The sequence below is a fragment of the Streptomyces sp. Root1310 genome (assembly GCF_001426425.1).
Classification (GTDB): domain Bacteria; phylum Actinomycetota; class Actinomycetes; order Streptomycetales; family Streptomycetaceae; genus Streptomyces.
Genome location: NZ_LMEQ01000030.1, coordinates 31,386 through 54,702 on the forward strand (window position 1 = coordinate 31,386; position 23,317 = coordinate 54,702).

Here is a 23,317-nt window from a genome sequence, read left to right on the forward strand (position 1 = left end):
TCGGGGGACGACGTCCTTGATCCCGGGCGTCGCCGGGTCGTTCCCGCCGGTGACGGCGCACCGCGGCGTGCCCGCCGAACTCGGCGGCGCCCGGCGCGGGGAGGCCGACCCGGCGACGTCCCGCCCGCCGCGGCGGCGCCCCCCTGCGCCGGGTCCGGCCCAGGTCAGCGCGGCGTGGTGTCCGTTCCCCACACGAAGACCTCGGTGCTCGGCCCGCGTGCGGAGAACCGGCCCGACGCCGAGGCCTCCCGCAGCAGTCGGCGCAGGTCCGCCTCGAATGCGTCGCGGCGCGCGCCGAACAGGTGCGGGGCCGAGAACGACATCGAGAACACCCCCGCCACGACGTCGTCGGCCGTGCGTTCGAGCGGTTGTCCGCCGGGCACCACATGGCGCCGCGGACCGGTGAACCCGGCCCGGGCGAGCACCGCGGCCTCACCGCCGGGCGTGCCCTGCGGCAGCACGCCCCGGCCGGCCCGCCGGACCGGCCCGAGGTAGTGCCTGACGAGTTCCTCGATCGCCGCACCGGGCACCGCGGGACGGGGGAGACCGTCGACGCTGAGCGTCTCGGTCTTGAGGTCGGAGACGTGCACCAGCGCACCGCCGGGCCGGAGCATGTCCCTGGTGGTCGCGGCCACCAGTTCGCGGTCCGTCCAGTGGAAGGACTGGCCGAAGGCGGCGACGGTGAACCGCCCCAGTCCCGCGGGCAGTTCCTCGGCCCGGGCGCGCACCCACCGGGCCTTCCCGGCCACTCCCGTCGCGGCGGCCTCCCGCCTCGCCTCGGCGATCATCCCCGCGTCCGGGTCCAGGCCGACGACCTCGCCGAAGAGGTGGGCCAGGGTCAGGGCGAGGATCCCCGGCCCGCATCCCACGTCGAGGAGCCGCCCGCGTCCGTCGAGACACAGCGCCTCGGCGAGCACGTCCGCCAGTCCGGGGGCGTAGGGGAGGCGTCCGCGCCGGTAGTGCGCGGCGGTACCCGCGAACAACGTCTCGTCCCATTCCCACCCGGCCGTCACGTCCGCCCACCGTCCTCGCGCAGATCCCCCTTGTCCGGTTGCCGATCATTCCACGGCCGGGGCGGTGCGTCCCTGCCCGAGCCGCCCGCTGCCCCTCGGTCGCCGGGACAGCGGACGCACAGGGTTCTCACAGCGGGGCCGGGGGTGGGGGCGCCACCCCCGGCCCGGAACCGAGGGATAACCCTTGAAGCGTCCGGCTTTCGCTGACATGCCACTGTCAAGCCTGTCATTCTCCCACCCAACTACCGCGCACCAGCGGCAAGTTGCCTTCCCGTGCTCACGGTCCCGCACAACTCAGCTCGTCCCGGACAGCACACCCGTCTGCCCGGTCTGTCACCGGCCGTTCCCCACGGCCGCCGCAGTAGGAGAACGAGTGAGACCCAACCCCCGCAAGCGGACCACGGTCGGAGCGGCCCTGCTCTCCACCGCCGCACTCATGGCCCTCGGTGTCCAGACGGTTCCGGCCACCGCGCTGCCCGCAGCCCCCCACCCCAGCCCCGTGCGCACCGGTGGCCTGCCCGCCGACCTCACACCCGCGCAGCGCACGACGCTGATCAGGAGCGCCGAGGCGAGGACGACGGACACGGCCGAGTCCCTCGGCCTGGGCGCCCAGGAGAAGCTGGTCGTCAAGGACGTCGTGAAGGACAACGACGGCACCCTGCACACCCGTTACGAGCGGACCTACGCCGGTCTGCCCGTCCTCGGCGGCGACCTCGTCGTGCACACGCCCCCGGCCTCGCTGGCCGCCGGCACGGTCAGCACGACCTTCAACAACAACCGCCGCACCGTCTCGGTCAGGTCCACGACCGCCACGTACGGAAAGGCGGCCGCCGAGTCCAAGGCCCTGACGGCGGCCAAGGCGCTCGACGCGCAGAACCCCGCCGCCCAGAGCGCGCGCAAGGTGATCTGGGCCGGCGAGGGCACGCCCAAGCTCGCCTGGGAGACCGTGGTGAGCGGTCTCCAGGACGACGGCACGCCGAGCAAGCTGCACGTCGTCACCGACGCCGCCACGGGCGCGGAGCTCTCCCGGTTCGAGGGCATCGAGACCGGCACGGGCAACAGCCAGTACAGCGGAACCGTCACCATCGGCACCACGCTGTCCGGCTCGACGTACCAGCTGAACGACACCACGCGCGGCACGCACAAGACGTACAGCCTCAACAACGGCACGTCCGGCACCGGCACCCTGATGACGGACGCCGACGACACGTGGGGCACCGGCTCCGGTTCCAACACGCAGACCGCCGGCGTCGACGCGCACTTCGGTGCCCAGACGACCTGGGACTTCTACAAGAACACCTTCGGCCGCAGCGGCATCAAGAACGACGGCGTCGCCGCCTACTCCCGCGTCCACTACAGCACGGCGTACGTCAACGCCTTCTGGGACGACGACTGCTTCTGCATGACCTACGGCGACGGCACCAGCAGCACCCACGCGCTGACCTCGCTGGACGTCGCCGGCCACGAGATGAGCCACGGTGTCACCTCCAACACCGCGAATCTCAACTACACGGGTGAGTCGGGCGGTCTGAACGAGGCCACCTCCGACATCTTCGGCACGGGCGTGGAGTTCTACGCGAACAACTCCTCCGACGTCGGTGACTACCTCATCGGCGAGAAGATCGACATCAACGGGGACGGCACCCCGCTGCGGTACATGGACGAGCCCGACAAGGACGGCGGCTCCGCCGACAGCTGGTACTCCGGTGTCGGCAACCTCGACGTCCACTACTCCTCGGGCCCGGCGAACCACATGTTCTACCTGCTCTCCGAGGGCAGCGGCAGCAAGACCATCAACGGTGTCACGTACAACAGCCCGACCTCCGACGGCGTCGCCGTCGCGGGCATCGGCCGGGCCGCGGCCCTGCAGATCTGGTACAAGGCGCTGACGACGTACATGACGTCCAGCACCAACTACGCGGGTGCCCGCACCGCCGCCCTCAGCGCGGCCACGGCGCTGTACGGCTCCAGCTCCACCCAGTACGCCGGGGTCGGCAACGCCTTCGCCGGCATCAACGTCGGCAGCCACATCACGGTCCCGTCGACGGGCGTCTCGGTGACCAACCCGGGCAGCCAGTCCGCCACGGTCGGCACCGCGGTGAGCCTGCAGATCTCCGCCAGCAGCACCAACAGCGGCTCGCTGACGTACGCCGCGACCGGCCTGCCCGCCGGCCTGTCGATCAGCAGCTCGACCGGTCTGATCTCCGGCACGCCGACCACGGCCGGCTCCTCCAGCACCACCGTCACGGTGACCGACAGCACCGGCGCGAGCGCCACCGCCTCGTTCACCTGGACGGTCAGCTCCACCGGCGGCGGCTCCTGCACCGCCACGCAGCTGCTGGGCAACGCGGGCTTCGAGTCGGGCAACACCACCTGGACGGCGAGCAGCGGAGTGATCACCAACTCCAGCAGCCAGGCGGCCCGCACCGGCTCCTACAAGGCCTGGCTCGACGGCTACGGATCGACCCACACCGACACGCTGACGCAGTCGGTGACGATCCCGAGCGGCTGCACCAACACCACGTTCACCTTCTACCTGCACGTCGACTCGGCCGAGACCAGCACCAGCACCGCGTACGACAAGCTGACGGTCACCGCCGGATCCACCACCCTGGCCACCTACTCCAACCTCAACAAGGCCACCGGGTACGTCCAGAAGTCCTTCAGCCTCGGCTCCTTCGCGGGCTCCACCGTGGCGCTGAAGTTCTCGGGCGTCGAGGACTCCTCGCTCCAGACCAGCTTCGTCGTGGACGACACCGCCGTCACGACCGGCTGATCCGCTCCCCGTCGACGACGTCCCGCACGCGGGCTCCCTCCGCGTGCGGGACGTCGTCGTGCGCGCTCGCTTCAGTTCCCCTCAGGGCACCTCAGTTCAGCGGGTCGAGCGTCAGGTACGCCTGGCTCGGCGAGCCGTCGTGGACGAGGGACTCCTGCTGCCCGACGTCGTCGAAGGCGAACGCGTACGCCTTGCCGTCCGCCATCTGCGCGTGGATCTTGCGGGCGTAGTGGTTGGTCACCGAGTCCTGGTAGAAGTTCGCCGTCGTGGTGTCCGGCTGGTTGGGGTTGACCAGGAGCGTGGAGCGGTTGAAGCCCGCGCACAGGGTGCGCGAGATCGGTCCGCGGACGGCGTCGTTCGGTGCGTCCAGCAGCCGGTGACAGCCGAAGATGCTGGCCGCGTCCGGCTTCTGGAAGCTGGTCACGACCGCGCCGGAGGAGTTGGTGAAGTTCATGACCCCGCCCGAGACCCGCCCGTAGTACTTGGTGCCCGGCTGGTCGGCGAAGGGGGTGACGGTCAGCGTGCTCGTCGTGTACTTCTGCCAGACACGGTTGACGTAGTCGTCCATGACGTTCGCCGGGAGGGCGCCCGTCTCCACCCCGTACAGCGGGGCGAGAGCCCGCAGCACGGTGCCGTCGGACCGGGTCTGGACGAGGTTCGCCCAGCCGCCGGGCTGTCCGCGCAGGGCGTTGAAGAAGCCGTTGTAGCCGCCCGCCTTGAGGTGCCCGGTGCTGACGGTGGTCCCGTCGGCGCGCTGCACGCCGACCGCGTACGGCGCGGAGAACATGTCGACCTGCGTGCTGTTCAGCCACAGCCCGGAGTCGTTCAGCGTGTACTCCGACCAGTTGAACAGGATGTTCCGGTTCGGGTCGGTCGGGTTCTGCACAGCCGGCTGCACCAGTCCGCCGGTGGTCAGTCTGAAGTCGAGCTTCTGTCCGTAGGAGAAGTAGACCCGGCCGGAGAACTTCGGCATCCGGATGGTGACGGACTGCCCGGCGGCCGGGCCCGCGATCGAGGCGTCGGGTGCGGGAGTGGGCGGGTTGCCGCCGGCGGGCCAGGCGTGGAAGGCGCCGTTCGCGTCCGCCCAGCCCTGCCGGCCCGTCGACAGCTGGGTGCCGAGGTTGTAGACGTAGAGGCGTTCGGTGCGCCCCGAGTTGTTGGTGATCTTCAGCGGGATGGTGTCGGGGACGGCCGCCTGGGCCGGGGGGCCGAGCGAGAACAGCGCGCCGACGAGTGCGGCTGCTCCGGCGATCCTGAGAGCGTGCGTGATCCTGGAGAGCACTCTCCACCTCCGTGCGGGTAGGCCTGTGGGGTTGGTCCGTACCATGTTGAGAGCGCTCTCAACGTCGCATCAGGGTTGTGCCCATGTCAACAATCTGGACAGAGGCGGATCGGGGAAAAGAGAGGGCGCCCTCCGGCACGAGCCGTGCCGGAGGGCGCCCCCTCGGTCCGTCAGAAGGTCCGGTCCAGCAGCTCCAGCAGCGCGGCCCAGTGCCGCTCGGCGCCCTTCTCGTCGTACGCGGCGGTGTCGGCCTGTGTGTAGCCGTGCTCGGCGCCGGCGTAGACCTCGCACGTGTGGCGCACGCCCGCGGCCGTGAGGGCCTGCTCGAAGCGCTCGATCTGCTCGGGCGGCAGGGAGTGGTCGTTGTCGGCGTGGCCGAAGTACAGCTCGGCCGTGATGTGCTCGGCCGCCAGGTGGGGGCTGTCCGGCGCGTCGGTCGCGAGCCGCCCGCCGTGGAAACCGGCCGCCGCCGCGACCCGGTCCGGATGGGCCCCGGCCGTCCACAGGACGAGCCGGGCACCCATGCAGTACCCGGTCAGCGCCACCGGGCCGTCCGTGACGAGCGGGCTCTCCGCCAGCCACCGCAGATAGGCGCCGGCGTCCCGGACGGCCGCCTCGGCGGTGAGGGACTGGATGAGCGGGCCCAGGGCGGCGAAGATCTCCGGACGGGCGCCCGGGTCGATGAACTCGGGCAGCTCCACGACGGGCGCGCGCCCGTGCCGGTAGAACACGTTCGGGACCAGCACCGTGTAGCCGGCCTCGGCGAGCCGGTCGGCCATCGCCCGCAGGTGCGGACGCAGCCCGAAGGCGTCCTGGTAGAGCAGCACGCCGGGCCGGGGCGTCCCGTCACCCGGATGCGCGAGATAGGCGTCGGCGACGCCGTCCTCGGTGCGGATGTCCACGGCTGTTCCCTGTACGGAGGTCATGGGGGTGCCTCTCTGCGCGATGCTCTGCGGCGGATCGTCGACCGGCCCGGTGGGGCCGGGCGGCGACCATCGTTGCATGCACCATCCACCTGCTCCCCGGGACCCCCGGCCCAGGGCGGCGGGGTGCCGAGGGCCTACTCGAAACGAGAGGTGTCGCCCGCCCCGTGCCGCACGATCTCCGCCTCGCCCTCCGAGAAGTCGATGACCGTGGTCGGCTCGGTGCCGCAGTCCCCGGAGTCCAGCACGGCGTCCACCACATGGTCGAGCTGGTCCTTGATCTCCCAGCCCTGGGTCATCGGCTCGTCCTCGCCGGGCAGCAACAGGGTGCTGGACAGCAGGGGTTCACCGAGTTCGGCGAGCAGGGCCTGGGTGACCACATGGTCCGGGATGCGCACGCCCACCGTCTTCTTCTTCGGGTGCTGGAGCATGCGCGGCACCTCCTTGGTCGCCGGGAGGATGAACGTGTAGCTGCCCGGCGTCGACGCCTTGATCGCGCGGAACACGTCCTTGTCCACGCGGACGAACTGGCCGAGCTGCGCGAAGTCCTGGCACACGAGGGTGAAGTGGTGCCGGTCGTCCAGGTCGCGGATGGCCCGGATCCGGTCGATGCCGTTCTTGCTGCCCAGCCGGCAGCCCAGCGCGTAGCAGGAATCCGTCGGGTACGCGATCAACGCGTCCGCCCGGATGGCGGCCGCGACCTGGGTGATGGTGCGCGGCTGAGGGTTGTCGGGGTGCACGTCGTAGTACTTCGCCATTGGCCGAGCTTATGCCGTGCCGCGGGGCGGCGGTCCCGCAGGACCGCCGTGCGGCTCGCCCAGCAGGAACTGCCAGCTGTCGGCGAGCAGCCCCAGTGCCGTCGCGGGGTCGGTCTCCCAGCCGTGGCGCATCCAGCGCCGGGCGAGCTGGTCGAGCTGGGTCAGCGCCAGGAAGCCACGCAGCCGCCGGGAGTCCGGCTCGAACCGGCCTGCCTGCTCGAGCCCCGCCTCGACGGCCGAGACGACCTCGTCGAACCACCGGTCGACCAGGTCGCGCAGCTCCGGCTCGACCACCGCGGCCTCGTGCACGGCCAGTACGTAGGGACGGATCCGCGGCCACCGGTGGGCGGCGTCGCGCAGCCACGCCTCGAATCCCGCCCGCTCGCCTGCCCGGACGACGGCGACGAGGACCGGTGCGGCCGGACCCGGCTCCTGCGGACTCCCGCGCCCCAGCAGTTCGTCGAGCTCCGCGACGAGGGCCTTCACCAGCGCCGCCCGCGAGGGGAAATAGGCGTAGAACGTCACCCGGGTGGTGCCCGCGGCCTTCGCGATGTCGTCCACGGTCGTGCCCGAATAGCCCCGCGACTCGAACAGGTCCAACGCCGTCGACAACAACAGCCGACGGGTCATCTCCTTCTGGGCGGCGCGCAGACCGGCCACGTCAGACTGCCTCCCGGTCGACTGCGAAGGGGCCGCCGACCTGCGAGGTCGCGCCCTGCGGTGGACGCTCACATGGTACGGCACCGGTCCTTTTCGGCCATGGGGCGGCAGCGAGGGGCGGCGCGTGACGGCAGGAGCGGGGGCCCGGTACCTCGGTTGACATAGCTATGACGAGATACCTATTCTCCGTGTCATGTCCGACACCAGCGCACCCTCCGGGAGCATCGACCGCGTGGCCTTCGAGCTCGCGGCCCGGCTCCCCGCGCTGCACCGGGCACTGGACCGCCGGGTCGCGTCCACCTACCCGCATCCCAAGCCCCCCGAGGGCCAGCTCCTGCTGCTGAAGTTCGTCGCGCGGCAGGAAGGCGCCACCGTGCGCGAGGCCGCCGAGGCCCTGCTGATGAAGCCCAACAACGTCAGCGCCCTGGTCTCCCAGCTCACCGCGCTCGGCCTGCTGGAGCGCCGACAGGACGGCGCCGACAAGCGGGTGGCCCACCTGCACCTGACGGCGACCTCGCGTCGGCGCCTCACCGAGGTCGGCGACCTGGAGACGGCCTATCTCGCCGAGGCGCTGCGGTCCCTCACCGAGGGTGAGCTGGGCGCGCTCGGCGCGGCGCTGGACGCGCTCGGCTCACTGACGCGCCACCTGCACACAGCGGCCCACTGACCGCCCCCGGTTCCCTCCCCGGCCCGTTGCCCGCGGGCTCCGCACTCCCCGGCGGTTCTCCGCCCGGGGAGCTTCGCGTGCGCCCGGGGCGCCGCCACCTCCGTCACACCACCCCGTACACAGACAAGGCTCCTCCATGCCGTCCACCTCCGTGGATCACTCCGGCGTGCCCGCGCGCACCGCCGCGCCGGCCCCGGCCCCCGGCCGTCTGCGCTCCAACCCCTGGCTCACGCTCTGCGCGGTCGCCTTCGGGCTGTTCATGGTGCAGCTCGACGGGTCCGTCGTCGCCATCGCCAACCCGGCGATCGGCCGCGACCTGAACGCCTCCACCGCCCAGCTCCAGTGGGTGACCAACTCCTACCTGCTCGCCCTCGCCGCCAGCCTCATCCTCGGCGGCAAGCTCGGCGACCGCTTCGGCCGGCGCACCTTCTACGTGGCCGGCGTGGCCGGCTTCGCGCTCTCCTCGGTCGCCATCGGACTGTCCGGCTCCGTCGGGGGCGTCATCGCGTTCCGCGCCGTCCAGGGGATCTTCGGCGGCCTGCTGATGCCGAACACCCTGGGCCTGCTGCGCGCGGTGTTCCCGCCGAAGAGGTTCGGCATGGCCGTCGGCATCTGGGCCATGGTGTCCGCCGTGTCCACGGCCCTCGGCCCCATCGTCGGCGGCCTGCTGGTGGAGAACGTCAGCTGGGAGTCGGTGTTCTACATCAACCTGCCCATCGGTGTCGTCGCGTTCGTGTTCAGCGCCGTCGTCCTCCCGCAGTCCAGGAACCCCACCGGACACCACCGCTTCGACGTGCCCGGCGTGGTCCTGCTCGCCCTCGGTCTGCTCAGCGTCGTCTTCGGCGTCGTCAAGGGCGAGACCTGGGGCTGGACGTCCGCCGGCACCTGGGGCGCCATCCTGGCCGGCGTGGTCCTGCTCGTCCTCTTCGGCTGGTACGAGAACCGGATCGCGCACCCGCTGCTGCCGATGCGGCTCTTCCGCAGCTCCGCGCTCACGGTCGGCACGATCATCACCGCGCTCAACTTCTTCGTCCTGCTCGGCGCGGTCTTCTTCGTCATGCTGTACCTCCAGAACGTCCGCGGCTACACACCCGTCGAAGCGGGTGTCCGCACCCTCCCGCTGAGCCTCGCCTCGCTGGTCGCCTCGCCGCTCGGCGCCGCGCTCACCGGCCGGTTCGGCGCCCGGGTCACCATGCCGATCGGCATGGCGCTCCAGGCCGCGGCCTGCTTCGGCCTGCTCACCTGGTCCACGGACTCCTCCTACGCCACGATGTGGCCGCCCTTCGTCGCGCTCGGCCTCGGTGTCGGCATGGTGATGGCGGCCTCCTCCGACGCCATCGTCGGCAACGCCCCCGTGCAGGACGGCGGGGTGGCGGGCGGACTCCAGGCCACCACCCTCCAGATCGGCGGCGCCCTCGGCACCTCCGTCCTGGTCTCCGTGATCAGCGCCGAGGTCGGCTCCACCCTCGGCGGCGAACTCACCGACGCCGGTGTCCCCGCCACCGCGGCCGACGGACTGAAGGAGGCCACGGACGCCGTCGCGATGGGCGTGGCACCCGTCTCGGACGCCATGCCCGCGCAGCTGCGGGCGGCCGTCGTCGAGGGCAGCGGCCAGGCCTTCATGAACGGCCTGCACACCGCCTCCGTGGTCACCGGCCTGCTGTGCGTCGCGGGAGCCGTCCTGGCCGCCGTCGGCATCAGGAAGTCCCCGGCCTCCGTCTGACCTCCACCCGTCCGCCCGCGGTACCCCCGTTCCGCGGGCGGACGTTCCGGTCCGCGTGAGGTAACGTCCCCGACCGATATGACTGGTTCGGCCCGCAGGGGCCGTGAGGGACGAGGAGAGCGCCGAGATGGCCGGCCGGGACGACGGTAAGCCCCACACCGACGCGGCGGACGACGCCGGCTCGGCGTGGGCGCAGGAACTCCTCGGACATCTGCGTCCCACCGGCGGCGACCTCCACAGAGTCCTCGACTGGCTGGCGGACACGCTCGACGCGACCGTCTCCCTGCGCGACGACACGGGCACCACGCTCGCCGGACCCCTCACCCCCCTGGACGAGAGCCTCGTCGCCGCCGTCGCCGGCGGCCGGCTGGCCTCCGCCGCCTGGGAGGACGAGGGCAGGTCCGTGCGCCTGATCAGGGTCGAACTCCCGCGCCCCGCCGCCTCGGGCGTCCTCGCCGTGACCCGGACGAGCCCCTTCGACCGGCGCGCCTCCGCCATCGTCACGCACACCGTGAGCGTCCTCGAACTCCTGCTGCGCGCGCGGGAGACCGCCGCGACCGGACACCGCCTTGCCCGTGCCACCGCCGACCTGCGCCTCGCCATCCTCCAGCTGCTCATGGTCGAGGACACCGTCGCCGCCCGCCGCGTCGCCGCGGGCCTGTGGCCCGGCCTCCTCGACACCGACACGGCCTGCGTCTACGTGGTCGAGACCAGCCCCGAGGAACGCGACCGGCTCGCCGCGGCCTGCGTGGCGGCGACCCACGACGAGGCCCTCGTCGTGCGCTGTCCGGCCATGGACGGTCACGTCATCGTCGTCGTCCCGGACGACACCGCGGGCGGTGCCCTGCGCGCCCTGTGCGACCGGCATGCCGGCGCGTTCCTCGGCGGCAGCGCCCTGCAGAGCCTCGCCCGCACCGCCATCGCCTACGGACAGGCCGTCAGCGCCCTCGCGGTGGCCCGCTTCCGCCCCGACAAGACCGCCGTCTACGCCGAACGCACCCACCCCGAACGCCTGATGGACCCCGAGGTCCTGCGCACCTGGACGACCCGGCTGCTGCGCCCCCTCGACACGCTCCCGCACCACACCCGCGCCGAACTCCTCGCCACCACCCGGCTCGGCCTGGAGTTCACCGCCGTCAACGCCGCGAAGGTGCTCGGCGTCAGCCGCAACACCGTCCGCGCCCGCATGGAACGCGTCGAGAACCTGCTGCGCGCCGACTTCTCCGACCTCACCGTCCGGGCCGCGGTCCACCTCGCGCTGCACACCCAGGTCGCCACCGCCGAGCACCTGACGGGGACCCCGGCGGCGCCCGCCCGGCTCGGCGAACTGCTCGGCGGCCCCGCCCTGCGCGTCTGGGCGCAGGACCTGCTGGCCCGCCTCGACTCCGACGGCCGGGACCTGCGCGGGACGCTGCGCGCCTGGATCGCCGCCGGCGGCAACGCCGAACGCGCCGCCCACCTGCTCGGCGTGCACGCGCAGACCGTCCGCGAGCACGTCCGCAGCGCGGAACCCGTACTCGAACGCCAGCTCCTCGCGGCCGGCAGCGACCTGTACGAGGTCGTCCTGGCCCATGTGGCGGCGGGCGACCTGGACCAGCCCGACCTGCACGAATCCGCCCCCTGGACGGAATCGGGCCATCCGGACTCACCTGTGCACAGGTGAGTCCCGCGGCGGCCGGAGCGGGCACCGACACGATTCCCAGCCGCTCGCCGGGCACGTACTTTCGAGGAGCGGCGGGGGTACGACCGGAACGGGGGACCGGTCGCACCCCCGCGCTTCGGTCCTCAGTCCCGCAGACGGACCGGGATCTCCTGCCAGCCGCTCGCGATGAACGAGGACACCTGCCGCAGCTCCGCGGCCCCGGTGTCCAGACTCAGTCCGGGGAACCGGTCGAACAGCGCGGGCAGCGCCGTCAGCGCCTCCATCCGGGCCAGCGGCGCCCCGATGCACCGGTGCACACCGATCCCGAAGGCCAGATGGTCGTCCGCCGCGCGTGCCGCGTCGAACACGTCCGCGTCCGCCCCGAAGTGGGCCGGATCCACGTTCGCCGCCGCGTACGTCGTGATGATCGCGTCCCCGGCCGGGATCGTCACCTCACCCACCGTGATGTCCTCGACGGCGAACCGCAGCGGCAGCGTGGCGATCGGCGGGTGCAGCCGCAGCGTCTCGTCGACGACCGCGTCCCAGCCGATCTCGCCCGCGCGGACGGCCGCCAGCTGCTCGGGCCGCCGCAGCAGCGCCACCGCCGCGTTCCCGATGAGGTTCACGGTCGTCTCGAAACCGGCGCCGATGACCAGCAGCAGCGTGTAGAGCAGTTCCTCGTCGCCGAGCCGGTCGCCCTCCTCGTCGCGCACCCGGATCAGCTCGGTCGTCATGTCGTCGCCGGGGTGCTCGCGCTTGTACGCGATCAGCCCGCCCAGCACCGTGCCGATCTGCTCCTGCACGTACGCGGCGTGCTCCGGCGTCGGGTCGGTGGTGTCCATGATGGCCGCCACCAGCCGGACATTGGCCTCCCGCAGGTCGTCCGGCACCCCGAACAGCTCACAGACGATCTGCATCGGCAGCGGATGCGCGAACGTCGCCTTGAGGTCGACCGCGTCGTCGCCCTTGTCCAGCGCGTCCAGCAGCTCCGCGGTGATCGCCTCCACCCGGGTGCGCAGCGCCTCGGTGCGCCGGTGGGTGAAGCTCGGCGCCACCAGTTTGCGCAGCCGCGCGTGGTCGGTGCCGTAGGTGGAGAGCATGTTGATCACGCCGACCCAGCCCAGGATCCAGCCCCAGGAAGGGTGTTCGCCGAGTTCCGCCCACTGCCGCCAGTGCCGCCGGGGATCCTTGCTGACCCGCGGGTCCAGGATCAGCGACTTGAGGGTGTCGTACCCGGTGGGCGCCCAGGCCGGAATGCCGCCGGGCAGCTCCACGGGCACGATCGGGCCGAGGGCGCGCAGCCGGGCGCTCTCGGCGTGCACATCGGTGCCGAACGGGTCGAGGACGATGCGGTCGGTCACGGTCACGAACGGACTCCTGAGGGTTCGGAAGCGGGGGAGCGGGGGCTGAAGCGGACGGGCAGCGCGGTCAGCGAACGGTGGAACGGCCCGGGCCGCCAGGTCAGCCGCTCGCGGGGCACGACGGGATCGAGGTCGGGCAGCCACTGGGTCAGCCGTTCGATCGCCTCGGTGACCAGCAGCAGCGTGTGCTGCTTCACCGGACAGGCGTGCGCTCCCGCTCCCCACGACAGGTGCGAGGCGTCATGGGGATGCCGGCTCCCGGTGGCATCCCGCTCGGCGAGGATCCCCAGCGCCCCGTACGACACCACCACCGGCACCGCCTCGCGCAGCCACACCCCGTGGAAGGCCACGGGCCGCCGGACGTAGTAGATGCCGTAGTTCGCGAGCGGCGTCTCGTGGTGCAGCACCTCGACCACCGCGTCCATGACGGGGCGGGCGCCGTTGGTGAGGGTCGAGTAGTAGAGCGGGTTGCCGAGGATCCGCGACAGCGTGTTGGACAGCAGGTTCGCGGTCGGCCCGTAACCGGCGCCGAGCGTGAGGAACACCTGCCAGGTGACCTCCTCCCGGGTCAGCCCCGCCGGGTGGTCGAGCAGCCGGCTCGGCAGATCGTCGCCGCGCCGTTCGGTCTTGGCGGCGATGAGGTCCAGGACGTACTGGGCGTACTCCGCCTCGCCCACGGTCGCCCGGTCGCCGCCCTCCATCATCTTGCCCACGCCCGAGTGCAGCCGGTCGCCCTGGCTCTCCGGCAGGCCGAACAGGTCGTTGAACACCAGCGCCATCAGCGGCTCGGCGAAGTCGCCGACCAGGTCGGCCTCGCCCCTCGGCCCGATCCGCCCCACCAGCAGCCGCACCGCCCGGTGCACCCGCCCCCGCAGGTCGTGCGGTTCCACCAGGTCGAAGACGTCGATGAGGGTGGTGCGGTAGCGGACGTGCGCGGCCCCGTCGGCGAACAGGGCGTTGGGCCGCCACCGCATCATGCCGAGCACCGGCGAGTCCTCGGGGACGGTCGACTCCCATGCGCGCGGGTCGTGCGAGAACGTCTCCTCGTCGTGCAGCACGTCCAGCGCGGCGCGCCGGTCGGTGACCACGTACGCCGGTACTCCGGGCGCCAACTCGCCCCAGCCGACAGGCCCTTGATGGCGCAGTGCCTGATAGTGGCGGAGCGGGTCGGCCGCGAAGCTCTCGTCCCACAGCCGCACCGGCGCGGAGCGCGCGAAGTCGCGCCGATCCGGGGGATGGATGGTCACCGTGCCTCCACGGGGTCACGTCCGATCAGATGGTCGACGAGCGCGAGCAGCGCGTCGATCGAGGAGTCGGGGTCCCGCGCGTCGCAGGTCACCATGGGCGTCCCGGGCTCCAGGTCCAGCGCCTGGCGCAGCCGCTCCGTACCGTGGTGCCGGGGCGCGTCGGGAAAGGCGTTGAAGGCCACCGCGTACGGCAGCCCGCTCTCCTCCACCAGGCCCAGCACGTCGAACGACGCGTCGAGACGCCGGCTGTCGACGAGGACGAGCGCGCCCAGCGCCCCGTAGGCGATGTCGTCCCACAGCGCGCGGAAGCGCTCCTGCCCGGGCGTGCCGAACAGGTACAGCACGACATCGCCGGGGAGGCTGATCCGGCCGAAGTCGATGGCGACGGTCGTCGTCGACTTCTCCCGCACCCCGGCCAGGTCGTCCACCTCGGCGGACGCCTCGGAGAGGTGTTCCTCGGTGTGCAGCGGGCGGATCTCGGACACCGAGTCGATCAGGGTCGTCTTGCCGACCCCGAACGGCCCCGCGACCAGGATCTTCACCAGGGCGCGGGCGGTGTCGGGGCGGTGGACGGCGCCGGGCGCACCGGCGCTAGGCGTGGTGTTTGAGGGCGCGGAGGCCATCGGCCACTCTCTTCAGCAGGTCGGGGTCGAACCGTTCGGCGGGCGGAATCGGCGCGCGGGCGAGAACGAGGTCCCGGTCGACGAGGTCGGCCGCCAGCACCCGTACCGCGGACACGGGCAGTCGGAGCAGCGCCGCCGCCTCCACCACCGCCAGTGAGCCGCCCGCCAGCGTGTCCAGCAGGGCCAGTTCGGCGGCCGGCAGGCCGGCCGGCAGCGGCTCCTCGGTGCGGGCGAGCACCGACAGCCGCTCCAGTTGGGGCCGGCTGGGCCGGGCCACACCGCCGGTCGACAGGTACGCGGGGACGAGGGGACGGCCGGCCGGGCGGCGGGTCATGCCGGCGCGTTGTCGTCGGCTCCTCGGGGCGCGGCCGCCATGGCCTTCTCGCCCAGTCGCGCCACCTGGGAGTGGACCCGGTGTGCCAGCAGGTCAAGCCGCATCTCGCCGTCGCCGTACGCGGCCACGCAGGTGCCGTGGTCGGTCGGCACGATCAGCACATAGCCGTGGTCGGACTCGATGACGATCTGGCGTACCTCGGCCCGCTCCCGGTCGGCGAACGCGGCCGCCGCCGTCCGGCAGGCCCCCTGCACGGTGCTGGTGATGGCGGCCACCCGCTCGGCCGACGGCTGCGACAGGGCGTCGGTGTAGCCCGTCACCAGTCCGTCCCGGGTCAGCATGACGGCGGCCAGCACGTGCGGCACCTGCAGGATCGGCTCCAGCACCCATGCCGTGTCGCCCGTATTACGGCTGGTCATCTCGCCGCTTCCCCCTCGATGTCGGTGTGGTCGGTGTGGTCCGTGCGATCGGTCTCGCCGGTCCGGTCGGCCGGGGTGTCGGCGCGGCCGTCGGGTCCGGTGTTCTCGGCCGCAGCGCGGGCCGCCGCCGTGCCGGACTGCAGCGCGCCGAGCGCGGCCGCGGCCTCCTCCGGTCGCCGCGCCGGTCTGTGCGCGGGTCTCCGGGCCGGGCTCTCCTCGGGTGCGGCGGCCCGGGTGCGGCGACGGCGCTGCGGCAGGCCGTCGGTGTCCGAGGGCTCGTGATGGCCCGGTGCCGCCTCGGCGGCGCCGGACTCCGTGCCGTACGCGTGGGAGGGCGCGGGCCGGTCGGCCGCGGCCTTCCGGGTCGTGCGCGGCGCGCTGGCGGCCGGCGGCCGGTCGACCGGGTCGAGACGGCTCAGGAGGTGACTGTCGACCCGCAGCACGGCGCGCACCCCGCCGTACGGGGAGGCCGAGGAGACATCGACGCCCAGGTCGAACTGCCGGGTGAGACGGCCGATCGCGGCCAGCCCCATGCGCGGCGGATCGCCCAGGTCGGTCAGCAGGATGAGGTCGTCGCCGGCCACCATCCGCTGGGCACGGTCGCGTTCGTCCCGCGTCATGCCGAGACCGGCGTCGTCGATGGTGACGCACACGCCGTGGTGGACGTGCTCCAGGCTCACCACGACGTCGGTGTCCGGGGCGGAGTGCCTGAGCGCGTTGTCCAGCAGCTCGGCGACGATGATGGCGACCGGTTCGACGGCGTGCGAGACCAGGGCCGTACCGGCCTCGAGGTGGTTGTGGACCCGGACCCGGTGGTAGCCCGCGAGCCGGGCCTGACCGCCGGTGACCGCGTCCACCAGGTGCGACTCCTCGCGCGCCAGCCCGACCCACGCCCCGCACACCACGGCCGTGATCTGCGCGCGGCGCAGCGACTGTTCGTTCTCGTGGTCCAGCCGGAACAGGGTCTGCGCCAACTCCGGGTCGTCGTAACGCTGCTGGAGTCCGCGCAGCGCGTCCTGGAGCCGGTACAGGGCCGCCTGGATCTCCCGGGTGGCGCCGCGCATCCCGGCCTGGGCGGCCGCGTCGACCCGGGTGCGCTGGGCGGCCACCTCGGACTGGAGCGCCAGCACCACTTTCTCCAGGGCGATGCCGAGCGGGGTGCCGGTGGTCAACGGCTGGAGCGGGCCCGGTTCGGCCACGTGCGGATGGGCCACCTGGCGGGCGGCCGCGGGCACCCGGCGGCCGGCCAGATGCTCGACCTCCGCCGTGAACGCCCGTGCGGAACCGTCCAGTTGAGTGCGCAGTGCCGCGATCTCGGCTCGCTGCCGGGTGTGTTGCCGCCGTAGTCGCAGCAGGCCGCCGCCGAGGGCGAACGCGGACAGTGTGCCGGCGGCCAGGCCACCGGCCACCAGGTCCGGTAATTCCATCATCGATTCGGTTCCAGGGGGGTCGGGCGTCGTCTCGGTGCTCAGGGCAGGGGTGGATCCGATGCGCTCGGACCGGGCACTCGCAGCACAGTACACACCGTCATCGATCGATCCCGCACGGTTGAGCGAGACTTGCCTCCCAAAGTGCCCGGTATCTGTTCACTTCTGCGTCGACTGTCTGGATTGCCTTACGCCACAAGCGAGTTGGACGGCCGTATAGCCGCCGTCGACCAGGTGGTAGCTGCCCGCCACGAACGAGGCCCGGTCCGACAACAGGAAGACGATCAGCTCGGCCACCTCGGCGGGTCCGCCGAGCCGGCCGGCCGGGTGCAGGGCGACGAGACCGTCGTAGGCGTCCCGGTCGATGCCTTCCAGCAGCGGTGTCTCGATGAAGCGGCGGTGCGTACGGGGTGCGCCGGTGCACCGGCACACCGGCGCGGTGTCACCGGCGTCACCCGGCGGGGAGGGTCGTGTCGGTCCGGTCCTGCGATCGGGCGGGGGCGGGCCTCCGAACGGGGGTCGCGCTCACCCGTGCCGGTGAGCGCGCGGCGCCCGCGCGTACCACCGGCGTGCCCCTGCCCGTTCGCCGGGGCATGGACCGACCTCCGCCCGCGCCGCCCCGAGCCGACTGCCCGTCCGGCCTCCTCAGTGCCGCCCTGTGGGCGGACCGGCCCGGGTGCCGGGTGCCGATCTACGCCCGGCTCGTCGCGGAGTGGCGGGCCCACGGGCGGACCGTGCCCGCCCGCTCGGACCTGCAGTGGCTGCCCTCGCCCTCGCCCTTGGCCTCGCCCTTGCCCTCGGCCTCGCCCTCGGTTCGGCGGCTCCGCCGCGACGAGGACGGCACGTTCCGCCCGTGAGGCGCTACCCGCCGTGCATCGGGGCCAGCACGGCCAGCGTCCCGTTCGCCTGCCGCAGGGCGAGTTCCAGCGTCACCGGCGCGTGCAGCGCCCCGGTCCCGTCCGGCGGGACCAGCCACTCCAGGAACCGCGCGGCCCGGTAGGGCGGGGGAACCGCCACCCAGGAGCCGCGGCCCGCGCGTCTCAGCCCCGCGCCGATCCACCGGGTTCCGGGATCCGGCGGGAGGAAGAACCCGACCCGGTGGGACGCGGTGTCCACGAGTGTGGGCCCCGGGACGGGGCGGGACGCCTGCCACAGCAGATCGAGGGTGAGCAGGCCCAGCCGGTCGGGCACGCTGAGGACGTCCCAGTAGCGGCCCGCCTGCAGCAGGGCGATCCCGTCGCCCTGGTCCCATTCCCGCTTGCACAGTCGCGGGTCCGTCGCGGCGGCGGCGAGCCATTCCACGCCGCGCGTCCACATCGCATCGCTCATGTCGGCTCCGTGTGACGTTCACCCCCGGCCGCATGCCGAGCGGGCATATGCATGCTCGTAGATATTTCTACCTGGCGGAAGGGGTGGCGAACCGTGGCGTTTTGGTGTGTTTCGTTCGATATCCGAGCAGCCGTTCGGACCCGGGCCGCTGTTCGGACCCCGAGGCGCCCGCCCGGACCCCGAGGCGCCCGCCCGGACCCTAGTGGTCGTTCTCCAGGTGCAGTCTGAGCAGATCCACGCCGTAGTCGCCGCCGTTGGGGGTGCGGATGACGGTGTGGATGTGCTGCTGGGTCGGGGTTCCGCCCGGTCCGCCCATGCCGCCGCCACCGTTGCCGTCCTTGGTGCCGTAGGCGAGCGGCGACTGGGCGTCGTACTCGATGAGGACGACCGGGCTGTGCACGCGGTAGTAGAAGGCCGAGGAGTCCTTGGTCTCGCCGATCCAGTGGAAGTACGTGTCGTCAAGGTGCTCCTCCACCTCCCTCATCTTCACCTCGGCGTGCCCGTCGTCCATGTTGCCGACGTAGACGCGCACCAGATCCAGCAGAGCACTCCTCTGGGCGGCGGTGAAGCCTGAGGCCACGAGGCCCTGGTAGGCGAGTTCGAGGTTGTCCTGGCCTGCGCCCGCCTTCAGGTTGTCCCCGGCCTTCGTCTCCGAGGAGATCACCTTCTTGCGTTGGGCGTCCGTGAGCGACCGCAGCAGGGTGAGGCCGGCCGTCGTCTCCTTCTTGAAGAGGGTGATCTTCTCGCCGTCGTAGGTGGCCGAGGTCGGCTCGGAGCCCATGAAGGTGGGCGTCATGACCACCTGGTCGCCGAGCACGAAGTAGTTGATGGCCACATGGTGGCCCTCGTACTGGAAGCCCCATGGCGCGGTGGTCGACGGGGTGCCCATGAAGGTGAAGAAGTAGGCGCCCTCGGTGAGCGTGTCCCGGTTGCCGCCGCTGTAGTCGCCGAGGAAGGCGTTGAGCTTCATGATGTTGCGGGTCTGGGTGAGTCCCTCGGCGGAGAGCGCTGCCCCGAGCAGCGCGTAACCGAGGTCACGCTGCCTGTCGGTCAGGTCGCCCATCCGGGCGCCCTCACGCTGATAGCCGTCGACGTTGCTCCAGGCCAGCCACTCGTCGTCGTCCACCTCGAAGACGGAGGCCTTGCGCTCCTTGGTGGTCAGCCCGTCCAGGAAGGCCTGGGCGGCCTTGACGACCTTGTCGGTGGAGACGTCCGTCGCGTGGATCGCGTACAGGTCGTCCGCGACCTTGCCGTCGGTGGTGACGCCGACGAAGTCCGCGTACTTGACCTCGCTCGCTCCGGGGCCCATGCCGCCGGCGCCGCCGCCGGGTCCCCCGGAAGGCATCCCGCCCGGACCGCCGTAGGACGAGGTGGCGGCGCCCGCGGTGTCGGAGGAGCCGGAGGAGCAGCCGGTCATGGTCGCCATCGCGGCGACACCGCCGGCGAGCAGCGCCTTGTTCATGAACCAGCGACGGCTGCGTTCGGATGCGGGGGTACGTGGTCGGTGTCCGTGCATGGGACCCAAACTTCAGGAGGTACCTGAAGGAAACCTGAAACCGGCCCCGCCGTTCTCGTCCCGGTTCGCCCCCCCGTTCCCGTGCTCGCAACCGCCCCTGTTTCCGCCTCCGTTCCCGTGCTCGCAACCGCCCCTGTTTCCGCCCCCGTTCCTGTGCCCGCCCCGTCCACGTCCGTGCCCCGCCCCTGTCACGGCCGTCCGGTGCCGCCCTGCGGAACCGGCAGCGGCAGATCGGCCTGGCGCAGCTCCGCCAGCAACTCGTTCTGTCCCGCGAGGAGTTCGGTGAGGATGCGACGGGCGGCCCGCAGCAGTTCGGCCACGTCGCCGCCCGCGAGCGCGTAACTGACCGTCGAGCCCTCCCGGATCGACACCACGATCCCGGCGCGCCTCAGCACCGCCAGCTGCTGGGACAGGCTGGACGGTTCGATCTCGATCTCGGTGAGCAGGTCCCGTACGGCCACGGGGCCGCCCTGGAGGAGTTCGAGGACCCTGATACGGACCGGGTGTCCGAGCATGCGGAAGAACTCGGCCTTGGCCTGGTAGAGGGGAACCTGCATGATCGATCGCTCGCTCCCTGCCGCGTACGGTGCGTGGTGCGCGATGGCGGGGCGGCCCGCCCGGCCGGCCTACGCCGCCGCGCGCCACGTGCTGCGTCCCGATCCTGGTGGCTGCGGGCTCCGCACACCCGTGTGATGCGCTGATCTGGATGTGTCGAGATGAAGAAATCTTCAATTCGAGGGTGTGCGAAGCCCCGGCCGTCCGGGTCGCCTACACCTCGAGCTCGGCCTCGATCCGCTTGAGCTGGTGGCGGGCCATGGCCAGGTTGGACCGGCCGCGGTCCAGGACGAGATACATGAACAGCCCGCTCCCGCCACGGCCCTTGAGCAGCCGGATGAGGTGGTACTGGCTGGCGAGCGTGATCAGGATGTCCTCGATCTCACCCTTCAGCCCCAGGTGCTCCATGGTGCGGACCTTGGCACGGATCACATCGGTGTTTCCGGCCGCGGCGACGTTCAGATCGAGGTCTTTTCCTCCGCCGAGCGTGCCGAGTGCCATGCCGCTCGTGTAGTCCACGACGGCGACCCCCACCGCTCCCTCGATGGCGGTCATCGTCTCCTTCATCGAGATCTCCAGATTGGCCACGGCGCTTCTCCTGCCGCTCGCGCGGGCCCGGGCTCCTCCGGCCCCGCTGGTTCCCCGAACGTACGGAGCGCGTCCCCCGACGGAGTGACGCGCTTCGGGACTGGCCTGAGGAACTTCGGATCGGCAAGATCCCTGCACTCTTTTGAACGTGCGCGTACGGGAGTTGAGCGGAACGGCCACGCTCGCGGGACGCTTGCTCCCGTCACTCGCGTGCGCCGTACACAAGGACCTGCCGTTCACCGACGGACGTGTCCTCAGTTCGCGGGCAGCCACTTCTCCAGGGCGCCGATGAGACGGTCCAGCGCGGGTGCGTCGGTGGAGCGGTCCGTCATCACCGTACGGCCGTCGAACTGAAGCGTGTACTGGAACTTGTCCGCCGACCCCATGTCGATCGCGAACGCGGGCACGTCGTCGAGCGCCGGATCCCCGAGCAGCGTCCGCAGCGTCGTGAACTGTGCCGCGGTGGTGCGGCGCACCGCGGACTCGCCGCTGTCGATGGTCCGGACCGTGCCGTCGCCCCGGAGGACCACCTGCCGGTTCACGCCGGCGAAGCCGCCGCTGACGGTCATCGTCACCAGCTTCTGGTCCGGGCCGGTGACGGGCACCGGCGACGGGCTCGCCGACGCCGGAGCCGACACGGAGGGCGAGGCGGAGGCGTCGGGGGAAGCGGAGACGGAGGGCGAGGCGGAAGGTGCGGCGGATGACGGTGCCGCATCGGAGACGGTCGCGGTGACGACGGTCTCGTCCGTCGGCTCCGCCGCCGTCCCGTCGTCCCCGGACGAGCAGCCGGCCAGCGCCAGCGCCGCGGCCGCGCACACCATCACCGAACTCCGAGTGAGCACCGTTCCCTCCCCTGTCTGTCACGTCCGTGTGTCATGTCCCCGAGCACTTCTGTCGCCGAGTACCCGTCATGTCAGGGTGCCATGCCGCGGGTTGGCACCGGCCGGGGTACGCCCGGCCGCCTGCGTCAGAAGTGTCGACCGCGTTCTGAAAACGCTCGACAGCCACCAGTGCTTCTTCGGATCCGACGGAGCCCCCCGTCCACCAGGGTTGCTCCCGTCCTCACCGCAGCGCACCCGGGTGGTGCGCAGCCGCCGACGACCCTGGTGGTCCTCACCGCCGAGCCGGTCGGCGCGGCGGGCCCATGGACGGGAGCGGGTGCGGTCCTCGTCTCCGACGGCGCCCTGGAGGTCCGCTTCCCGCACGGCACGACCGAGACCGTCATGCCGGTACCGCTGCGGCTACCGGTGCCGCTACCGGCAGCGGCACCGGTAGCCGCAGCGGTACCGGAGAGCGCGGGCCGCCGTGAGCGCCGGGGATGGCGGATGCGGGCCCCGGCCCCCTTGGCCGCGGCGTCGCTTGCGAACGGGCCGGGGGAGCGGGCAGGGTTCCATGGCGTGGCCACTTTGCTGATCGTCCATCACACCCCCTCGCCCAACTGCCAGGCGCTGTTCGAAGCCGTCGTCTCGGGCGCGACGGCGCCGGAGATCGAGGGCGTCCGCGTCGAACGCCGGGCCGCCCTGGCCGCGACCGCCTCCGACGTCCTGGCCGCCGACGCCTACCTGCTGGGCACGCCGGCCAACCTCGGCTATATGTCCGGTGCGCTCAAGCACTTCTTCGACCAGGTGTACTACCCCTGCCTCGACACCACCCGTGGCCGCCCCTTCGGCTACTACGTGCACGGCGGCAACGACGTCACCGGCGCCGTGCGCGGCATCGACACCATCACCACGGGCCTGGGCTGGCGACGCGCGGCCGAGCCGGTCACCGTCACCGGAGAACCCGACAAGGCGGACGTGGCGGCCTGCTGGGAGCTGGGCGCCACGGTCGCGGCCGGCCTGATGGACTGACGGGCGCCGGGCCGCCCGTGCGTCAGTGCCCGCCCAGCCCGGGCAGACACGTCCCCTCGACGGTGCGCCCGACGACCTCCGCCATCGCGTGACCGCTGCTGTCGACGGTCCCGTTGACGCACACCCGGCCCTCGCCGCCGCCCACGCGCATGTCGTGCAGGGGAGCCAGGAAGTCGCCCTGCACCTCGATCTGCCGCGCCTCCAGGCCGAGCGCCTCGGCGGCGGCCGTCCGCAGCCCGTCCAGGGTCGTCCCCTCGGCGGCGAGTTCCCGGAGCGCGGCGGCCAGCGCCGTCGCCCGGGGTTGTGCTTCCTGCCGTTGCCCGGCGGTGATGGGCTGGGCCTCACGGTAGGCATGGTTCTCGGCGACCCGCTGGTCCCAGCCGTAGCTGATGCACGGAGAGGGCGACGCCAGGGTGTCCTCGGGCGGCGGGCAGAAGCCCTTCGCCGAGGCGGCGGGCGGGGAAGCGGCCGAGCCTGCCGCCCGGGGGTCGCTCGCCGGATCGGCACATCCGGCGGTGAGGACGAGCAGGGCGAGCACAACCGGGGCGCCGAGCCGCCCCCGTGGCCGTATCCGTGTCATGCCTCGATCATGGCAGGCGGGCACGACACCCGGGTGTGGGCGCG

The 23,317-nt window shown here is 72.2% G+C and carries 22 protein-coding genes and 1 pseudogene; 5 read left to right on the forward strand and 18 right to left on the reverse strand.

What is annotated here, in order from left to right:
- Positions 1-164 precede the first annotated feature (164 nt).
- Positions 165-1,013, reverse strand: coding sequence for a class I SAM-dependent methyltransferase (locus ASD48_RS27430; RefSeq protein ID WP_057604418.1), 849 nt, complete (start codon positions 1,011-1,013; stop codon positions 165-167).
- Between the two features lie 373 nt (positions 1,014-1,386).
- Here ASD48_RS27430 and ASD48_RS27435 point away from each other — a divergent pair, with 373 nt between their 5' ends.
- Positions 1,387-3,789 carry a M4 family metallopeptidase gene (locus ASD48_RS27435; protein WP_057604419.1) on the forward strand — a complete coding sequence of 801 codons (2,403 nt, stop codon included), beginning with the start codon at positions 1,387-1,389 and terminating at the stop codon, positions 3,787-3,789.
- 91 nt (positions 3,790-3,880) lie between these two features.
- Here ASD48_RS27435 and ASD48_RS27440 read toward each other — a convergent pair whose 3' ends face one another.
- From ASD48_RS27440 to ASD48_RS27455, 4 genes are all read right to left on the reverse strand, one after another.
- Positions 3,881-5,071 (reverse strand): glycoside hydrolase family 64 protein, encoded by a 1,191-nt coding sequence (locus tag ASD48_RS27440; RefSeq protein WP_107104414.1) that lies wholly within the window; start codon positions 5,069-5,071, stop codon positions 3,881-3,883.
- Positions 5,072-5,241: 170 nt separating this feature from the next.
- A complete protein-coding gene (locus ASD48_RS27445) occupies positions 5,242-5,997 on the reverse strand; it encodes a dienelactone hydrolase family protein (RefSeq protein ID WP_057604421.1) in 756 nt (251 codons plus the stop codon).
- A 134-nt stretch (positions 5,998-6,131) separates the two neighbouring features.
- On the reverse strand, positions 6,132-6,752 hold the full coding sequence (locus ASD48_RS27450; protein WP_057604422.1) for an L-threonylcarbamoyladenylate synthase: 621 nt from the start codon (positions 6,750-6,752) through the stop codon (positions 6,132-6,134).
- Positions 6,753-6,761: 9 nt separating this feature from the next.
- A complete protein-coding gene (locus ASD48_RS27455; RefSeq protein WP_057604423.1) occupies positions 6,762-7,412 on the reverse strand; it encodes a TetR/AcrR family transcriptional regulator in 651 nt (216 codons plus the stop codon).
- 193 nt (positions 7,413-7,605) lie between these two features.
- On the opposite strand from ASD48_RS27455, the gene ASD48_RS27460 reads away from it, so the two are divergent.
- The 3 genes from ASD48_RS27460 (at position 7,606) to ASD48_RS27470 (ending at position 11,465) form a co-directional block, all read left to right on the forward strand.
- A complete protein-coding gene (locus tag ASD48_RS27460; RefSeq protein ID WP_057604424.1) occupies positions 7,606-8,079 on the forward strand; it encodes a MarR family winged helix-turn-helix transcriptional regulator in 474 nt (157 codons plus the stop codon).
- 136 nt (positions 8,080-8,215) lie between these two features.
- Positions 8,216-9,802 carry an MFS transporter gene (locus tag ASD48_RS27465; protein ID WP_057604425.1) on the forward strand — a complete coding sequence of 529 codons (1,587 nt, stop codon included), beginning with the start codon at positions 8,216-8,218 and terminating at the stop codon, positions 9,800-9,802.
- 127 nt (positions 9,803-9,929) lie between these two features.
- Positions 9,930-11,465: a helix-turn-helix domain-containing protein gene (locus tag ASD48_RS27470; RefSeq protein ID WP_057604426.1), complete on the forward strand. Its 1,536-nt coding sequence runs from the start codon at positions 9,930-9,932 to the stop codon at positions 11,463-11,465.
- A gap of 122 nt (positions 11,466-11,587) precedes the next feature.
- Here the strand turns inward: ASD48_RS27470 and ASD48_RS27475 are convergent, their stop codons facing one another.
- The 12 genes and pseudogenes from ASD48_RS27475 to ASD48_RS44440 form a co-directional block, all read right to left on the reverse strand.
- Entirely contained in the window at positions 11,588-12,811 is a 1,224-nt protein-coding gene (locus tag ASD48_RS27475) for a cytochrome P450 (RefSeq protein ID WP_057604427.1), read from the reverse strand.
- Positions 12,808-14,052: a cytochrome P450 gene (locus ASD48_RS27480; protein WP_057604428.1), complete on the reverse strand. Its 1,245-nt coding sequence runs from the start codon at positions 14,050-14,052 to the stop codon at positions 12,808-12,810. The genes ASD48_RS27475 and ASD48_RS27480 overlap by 4 nt, the downstream gene beginning before the upstream one ends.
- Complete coding sequence (locus ASD48_RS27485) at positions 14,049-14,675, reverse strand: ATP/GTP-binding protein (protein WP_057604429.1); 627 nt, start codon at positions 14,673-14,675, stop codon at positions 14,049-14,051. Before ASD48_RS27485 ends, ASD48_RS27480 begins: the two co-directional genes overlap by 4 nt.
- Positions 14,644-15,009, reverse strand: coding sequence for a DUF742 domain-containing protein (locus tag ASD48_RS27490; protein ID WP_057604430.1), 366 nt, complete (start codon positions 15,007-15,009; stop codon positions 14,644-14,646). Before ASD48_RS27490 ends, ASD48_RS27485 begins: the two co-directional genes overlap by 32 nt.
- Positions 15,006-15,428, reverse strand: coding sequence for a roadblock/LC7 domain-containing protein (locus ASD48_RS27495; protein ID WP_054245159.1), 423 nt, complete (start codon positions 15,426-15,428; stop codon positions 15,006-15,008). Before ASD48_RS27495 ends, ASD48_RS27490 begins: the two co-directional genes overlap by 4 nt.
- A complete protein-coding gene (locus tag ASD48_RS27500) occupies positions 15,425-16,858 on the reverse strand; it encodes an ATP-binding protein (protein WP_057604431.1) in 1,434 nt (477 codons plus the stop codon). Before ASD48_RS27500 ends, ASD48_RS27495 begins: the two co-directional genes overlap by 4 nt.
- Before the next feature lie 156 nt (positions 16,859-17,014).
- Positions 17,015-17,248: pseudogene (locus ASD48_RS27505) on the reverse strand (SDR family oxidoreductase); the annotation flags it as partial.
- 468 nt (positions 17,249-17,716) lie between these two features.
- Complete coding sequence (locus ASD48_RS27510; RefSeq protein ID WP_057604433.1) at positions 17,717-18,184, reverse strand: hypothetical protein; 468 nt, start codon at positions 18,182-18,184, stop codon at positions 17,717-17,719.
- 199 nt (positions 18,185-18,383) lie between these two features.
- Complete coding sequence (locus ASD48_RS27515; protein ID WP_063887508.1) at positions 18,384-19,700, reverse strand: DUF3500 domain-containing protein; 1,317 nt, start codon at positions 19,698-19,700, stop codon at positions 18,384-18,386.
- A gap of 188 nt (positions 19,701-19,888) precedes the next feature.
- Positions 19,889-20,257 carry a metalloregulator ArsR/SmtB family transcription factor gene (locus ASD48_RS27520; RefSeq protein ID WP_020127091.1) on the reverse strand — a complete coding sequence of 123 codons (369 nt, stop codon included), beginning with the start codon at positions 20,255-20,257 and terminating at the stop codon, positions 19,889-19,891.
- A gap of 211 nt (positions 20,258-20,468) precedes the next feature.
- Positions 20,469-20,843, reverse strand: a complete 375-nt coding sequence (locus ASD48_RS27525) for a hypothetical protein (RefSeq protein ID WP_057604435.1) — start codon at positions 20,841-20,843, stop codon at positions 20,469-20,471.
- 254 nt (positions 20,844-21,097) lie between these two features.
- Positions 21,098-21,685, reverse strand: a complete 588-nt coding sequence (locus ASD48_RS44440; RefSeq protein WP_157880710.1) for a hypothetical protein — start codon at positions 21,683-21,685, stop codon at positions 21,098-21,100.
- Positions 21,686-22,240: 555 nt separating this feature from the next.
- Between ASD48_RS44440 and ASD48_RS27535 the strand changes: the two genes are divergently transcribed.
- The gene (locus ASD48_RS27535) at positions 22,241-22,693 is read left to right on the forward strand and encodes an NAD(P)H-dependent oxidoreductase (RefSeq protein WP_057605004.1); all 453 of its coding nucleotides are present in this window, start codon (positions 22,241-22,243) and stop codon (positions 22,691-22,693) included.
- 22 nt (positions 22,694-22,715) lie between these two features.
- Here the strand turns inward: ASD48_RS27535 and ASD48_RS27540 are convergent, their stop codons facing one another.
- Entirely contained in the window at positions 22,716-23,273 is a 558-nt protein-coding gene (locus ASD48_RS27540) for a hypothetical protein (protein ID WP_057604437.1), read from the reverse strand.
- Positions 23,274-23,317: the final 44 nt, after the last annotated feature.

Bases quoted from the DNA above. Each gene is read 5' to 3' on its own strand.
- ASD48_RS27490 (WP_057604430.1), bottom strand. From the start codon at position 15,009: ATGACCCGCCGCCCGGCCGGCCGTCCCCTCGTCCCCGCGTACCTGTCG.
- ASD48_RS27465 (WP_057604425.1), top strand. From the start codon at position 8,216: ATGCCGTCCACCTCCGTGGATCACTCCGGCGTGCCCGCGCGCACCGCC.
- ASD48_RS27495 (WP_054245159.1), bottom strand. From the start codon at position 15,428: ATGACCAGCCGTAATACGGGCGACACGGCATGGGTGCTGGAGCCGATC.
- ASD48_RS27445 (WP_057604421.1), bottom strand. From the start codon at position 5,997: ATGACCTCCGTACAGGGAACAGCCGTGGACATCCGCACCGAGGACGGC.
- ASD48_RS27460 (WP_057604424.1), top strand. From the start codon at position 7,606: ATGTCCGACACCAGCGCACCCTCCGGGAGCATCGACCGCGTGGCCTTC.
- ASD48_RS27500 (WP_057604431.1), bottom strand. From the start codon at position 16,858: ATGATGGAATTACCGGACCTGGTGGCCGGTGGCCTGGCCGCCGGCACA.
- ASD48_RS27540 (WP_057604437.1), bottom strand. From the start codon at position 23,273: ATGACACGGATACGGCCACGGGGGCGGCTCGGCGCCCCGGTTGTGCTC.
- ASD48_RS27485 (WP_057604429.1), bottom strand. From the start codon at position 14,675: ATGGCCTCCGCGCCCTCAAACACCACGCCTAGCGCCGGTGCGCCCGGC.
- ASD48_RS27470 (WP_057604426.1), top strand. From the start codon at position 9,930: ATGGCCGGCCGGGACGACGGTAAGCCCCACACCGACGCGGCGGACGAC.
- ASD48_RS27520 (WP_020127091.1), bottom strand. From the start codon at position 20,257: ATGCAGGTTCCCCTCTACCAGGCCAAGGCCGAGTTCTTCCGCATGCTC.
- ASD48_RS27515 (WP_063887508.1), bottom strand. From the start codon at position 19,700: ATGCACGGACACCGACCACGTACCCCCGCATCCGAACGCAGCCGTCGC.
- ASD48_RS27510 (WP_057604433.1), bottom strand. From the start codon at position 18,184: ATGAGCGATGCGATGTGGACGCGCGGCGTGGAATGGCTCGCCGCCGCC.
- ASD48_RS27450 (WP_057604422.1), bottom strand. From the start codon at position 6,752: ATGGCGAAGTACTACGACGTGCACCCCGACAACCCTCAGCCGCGCACC.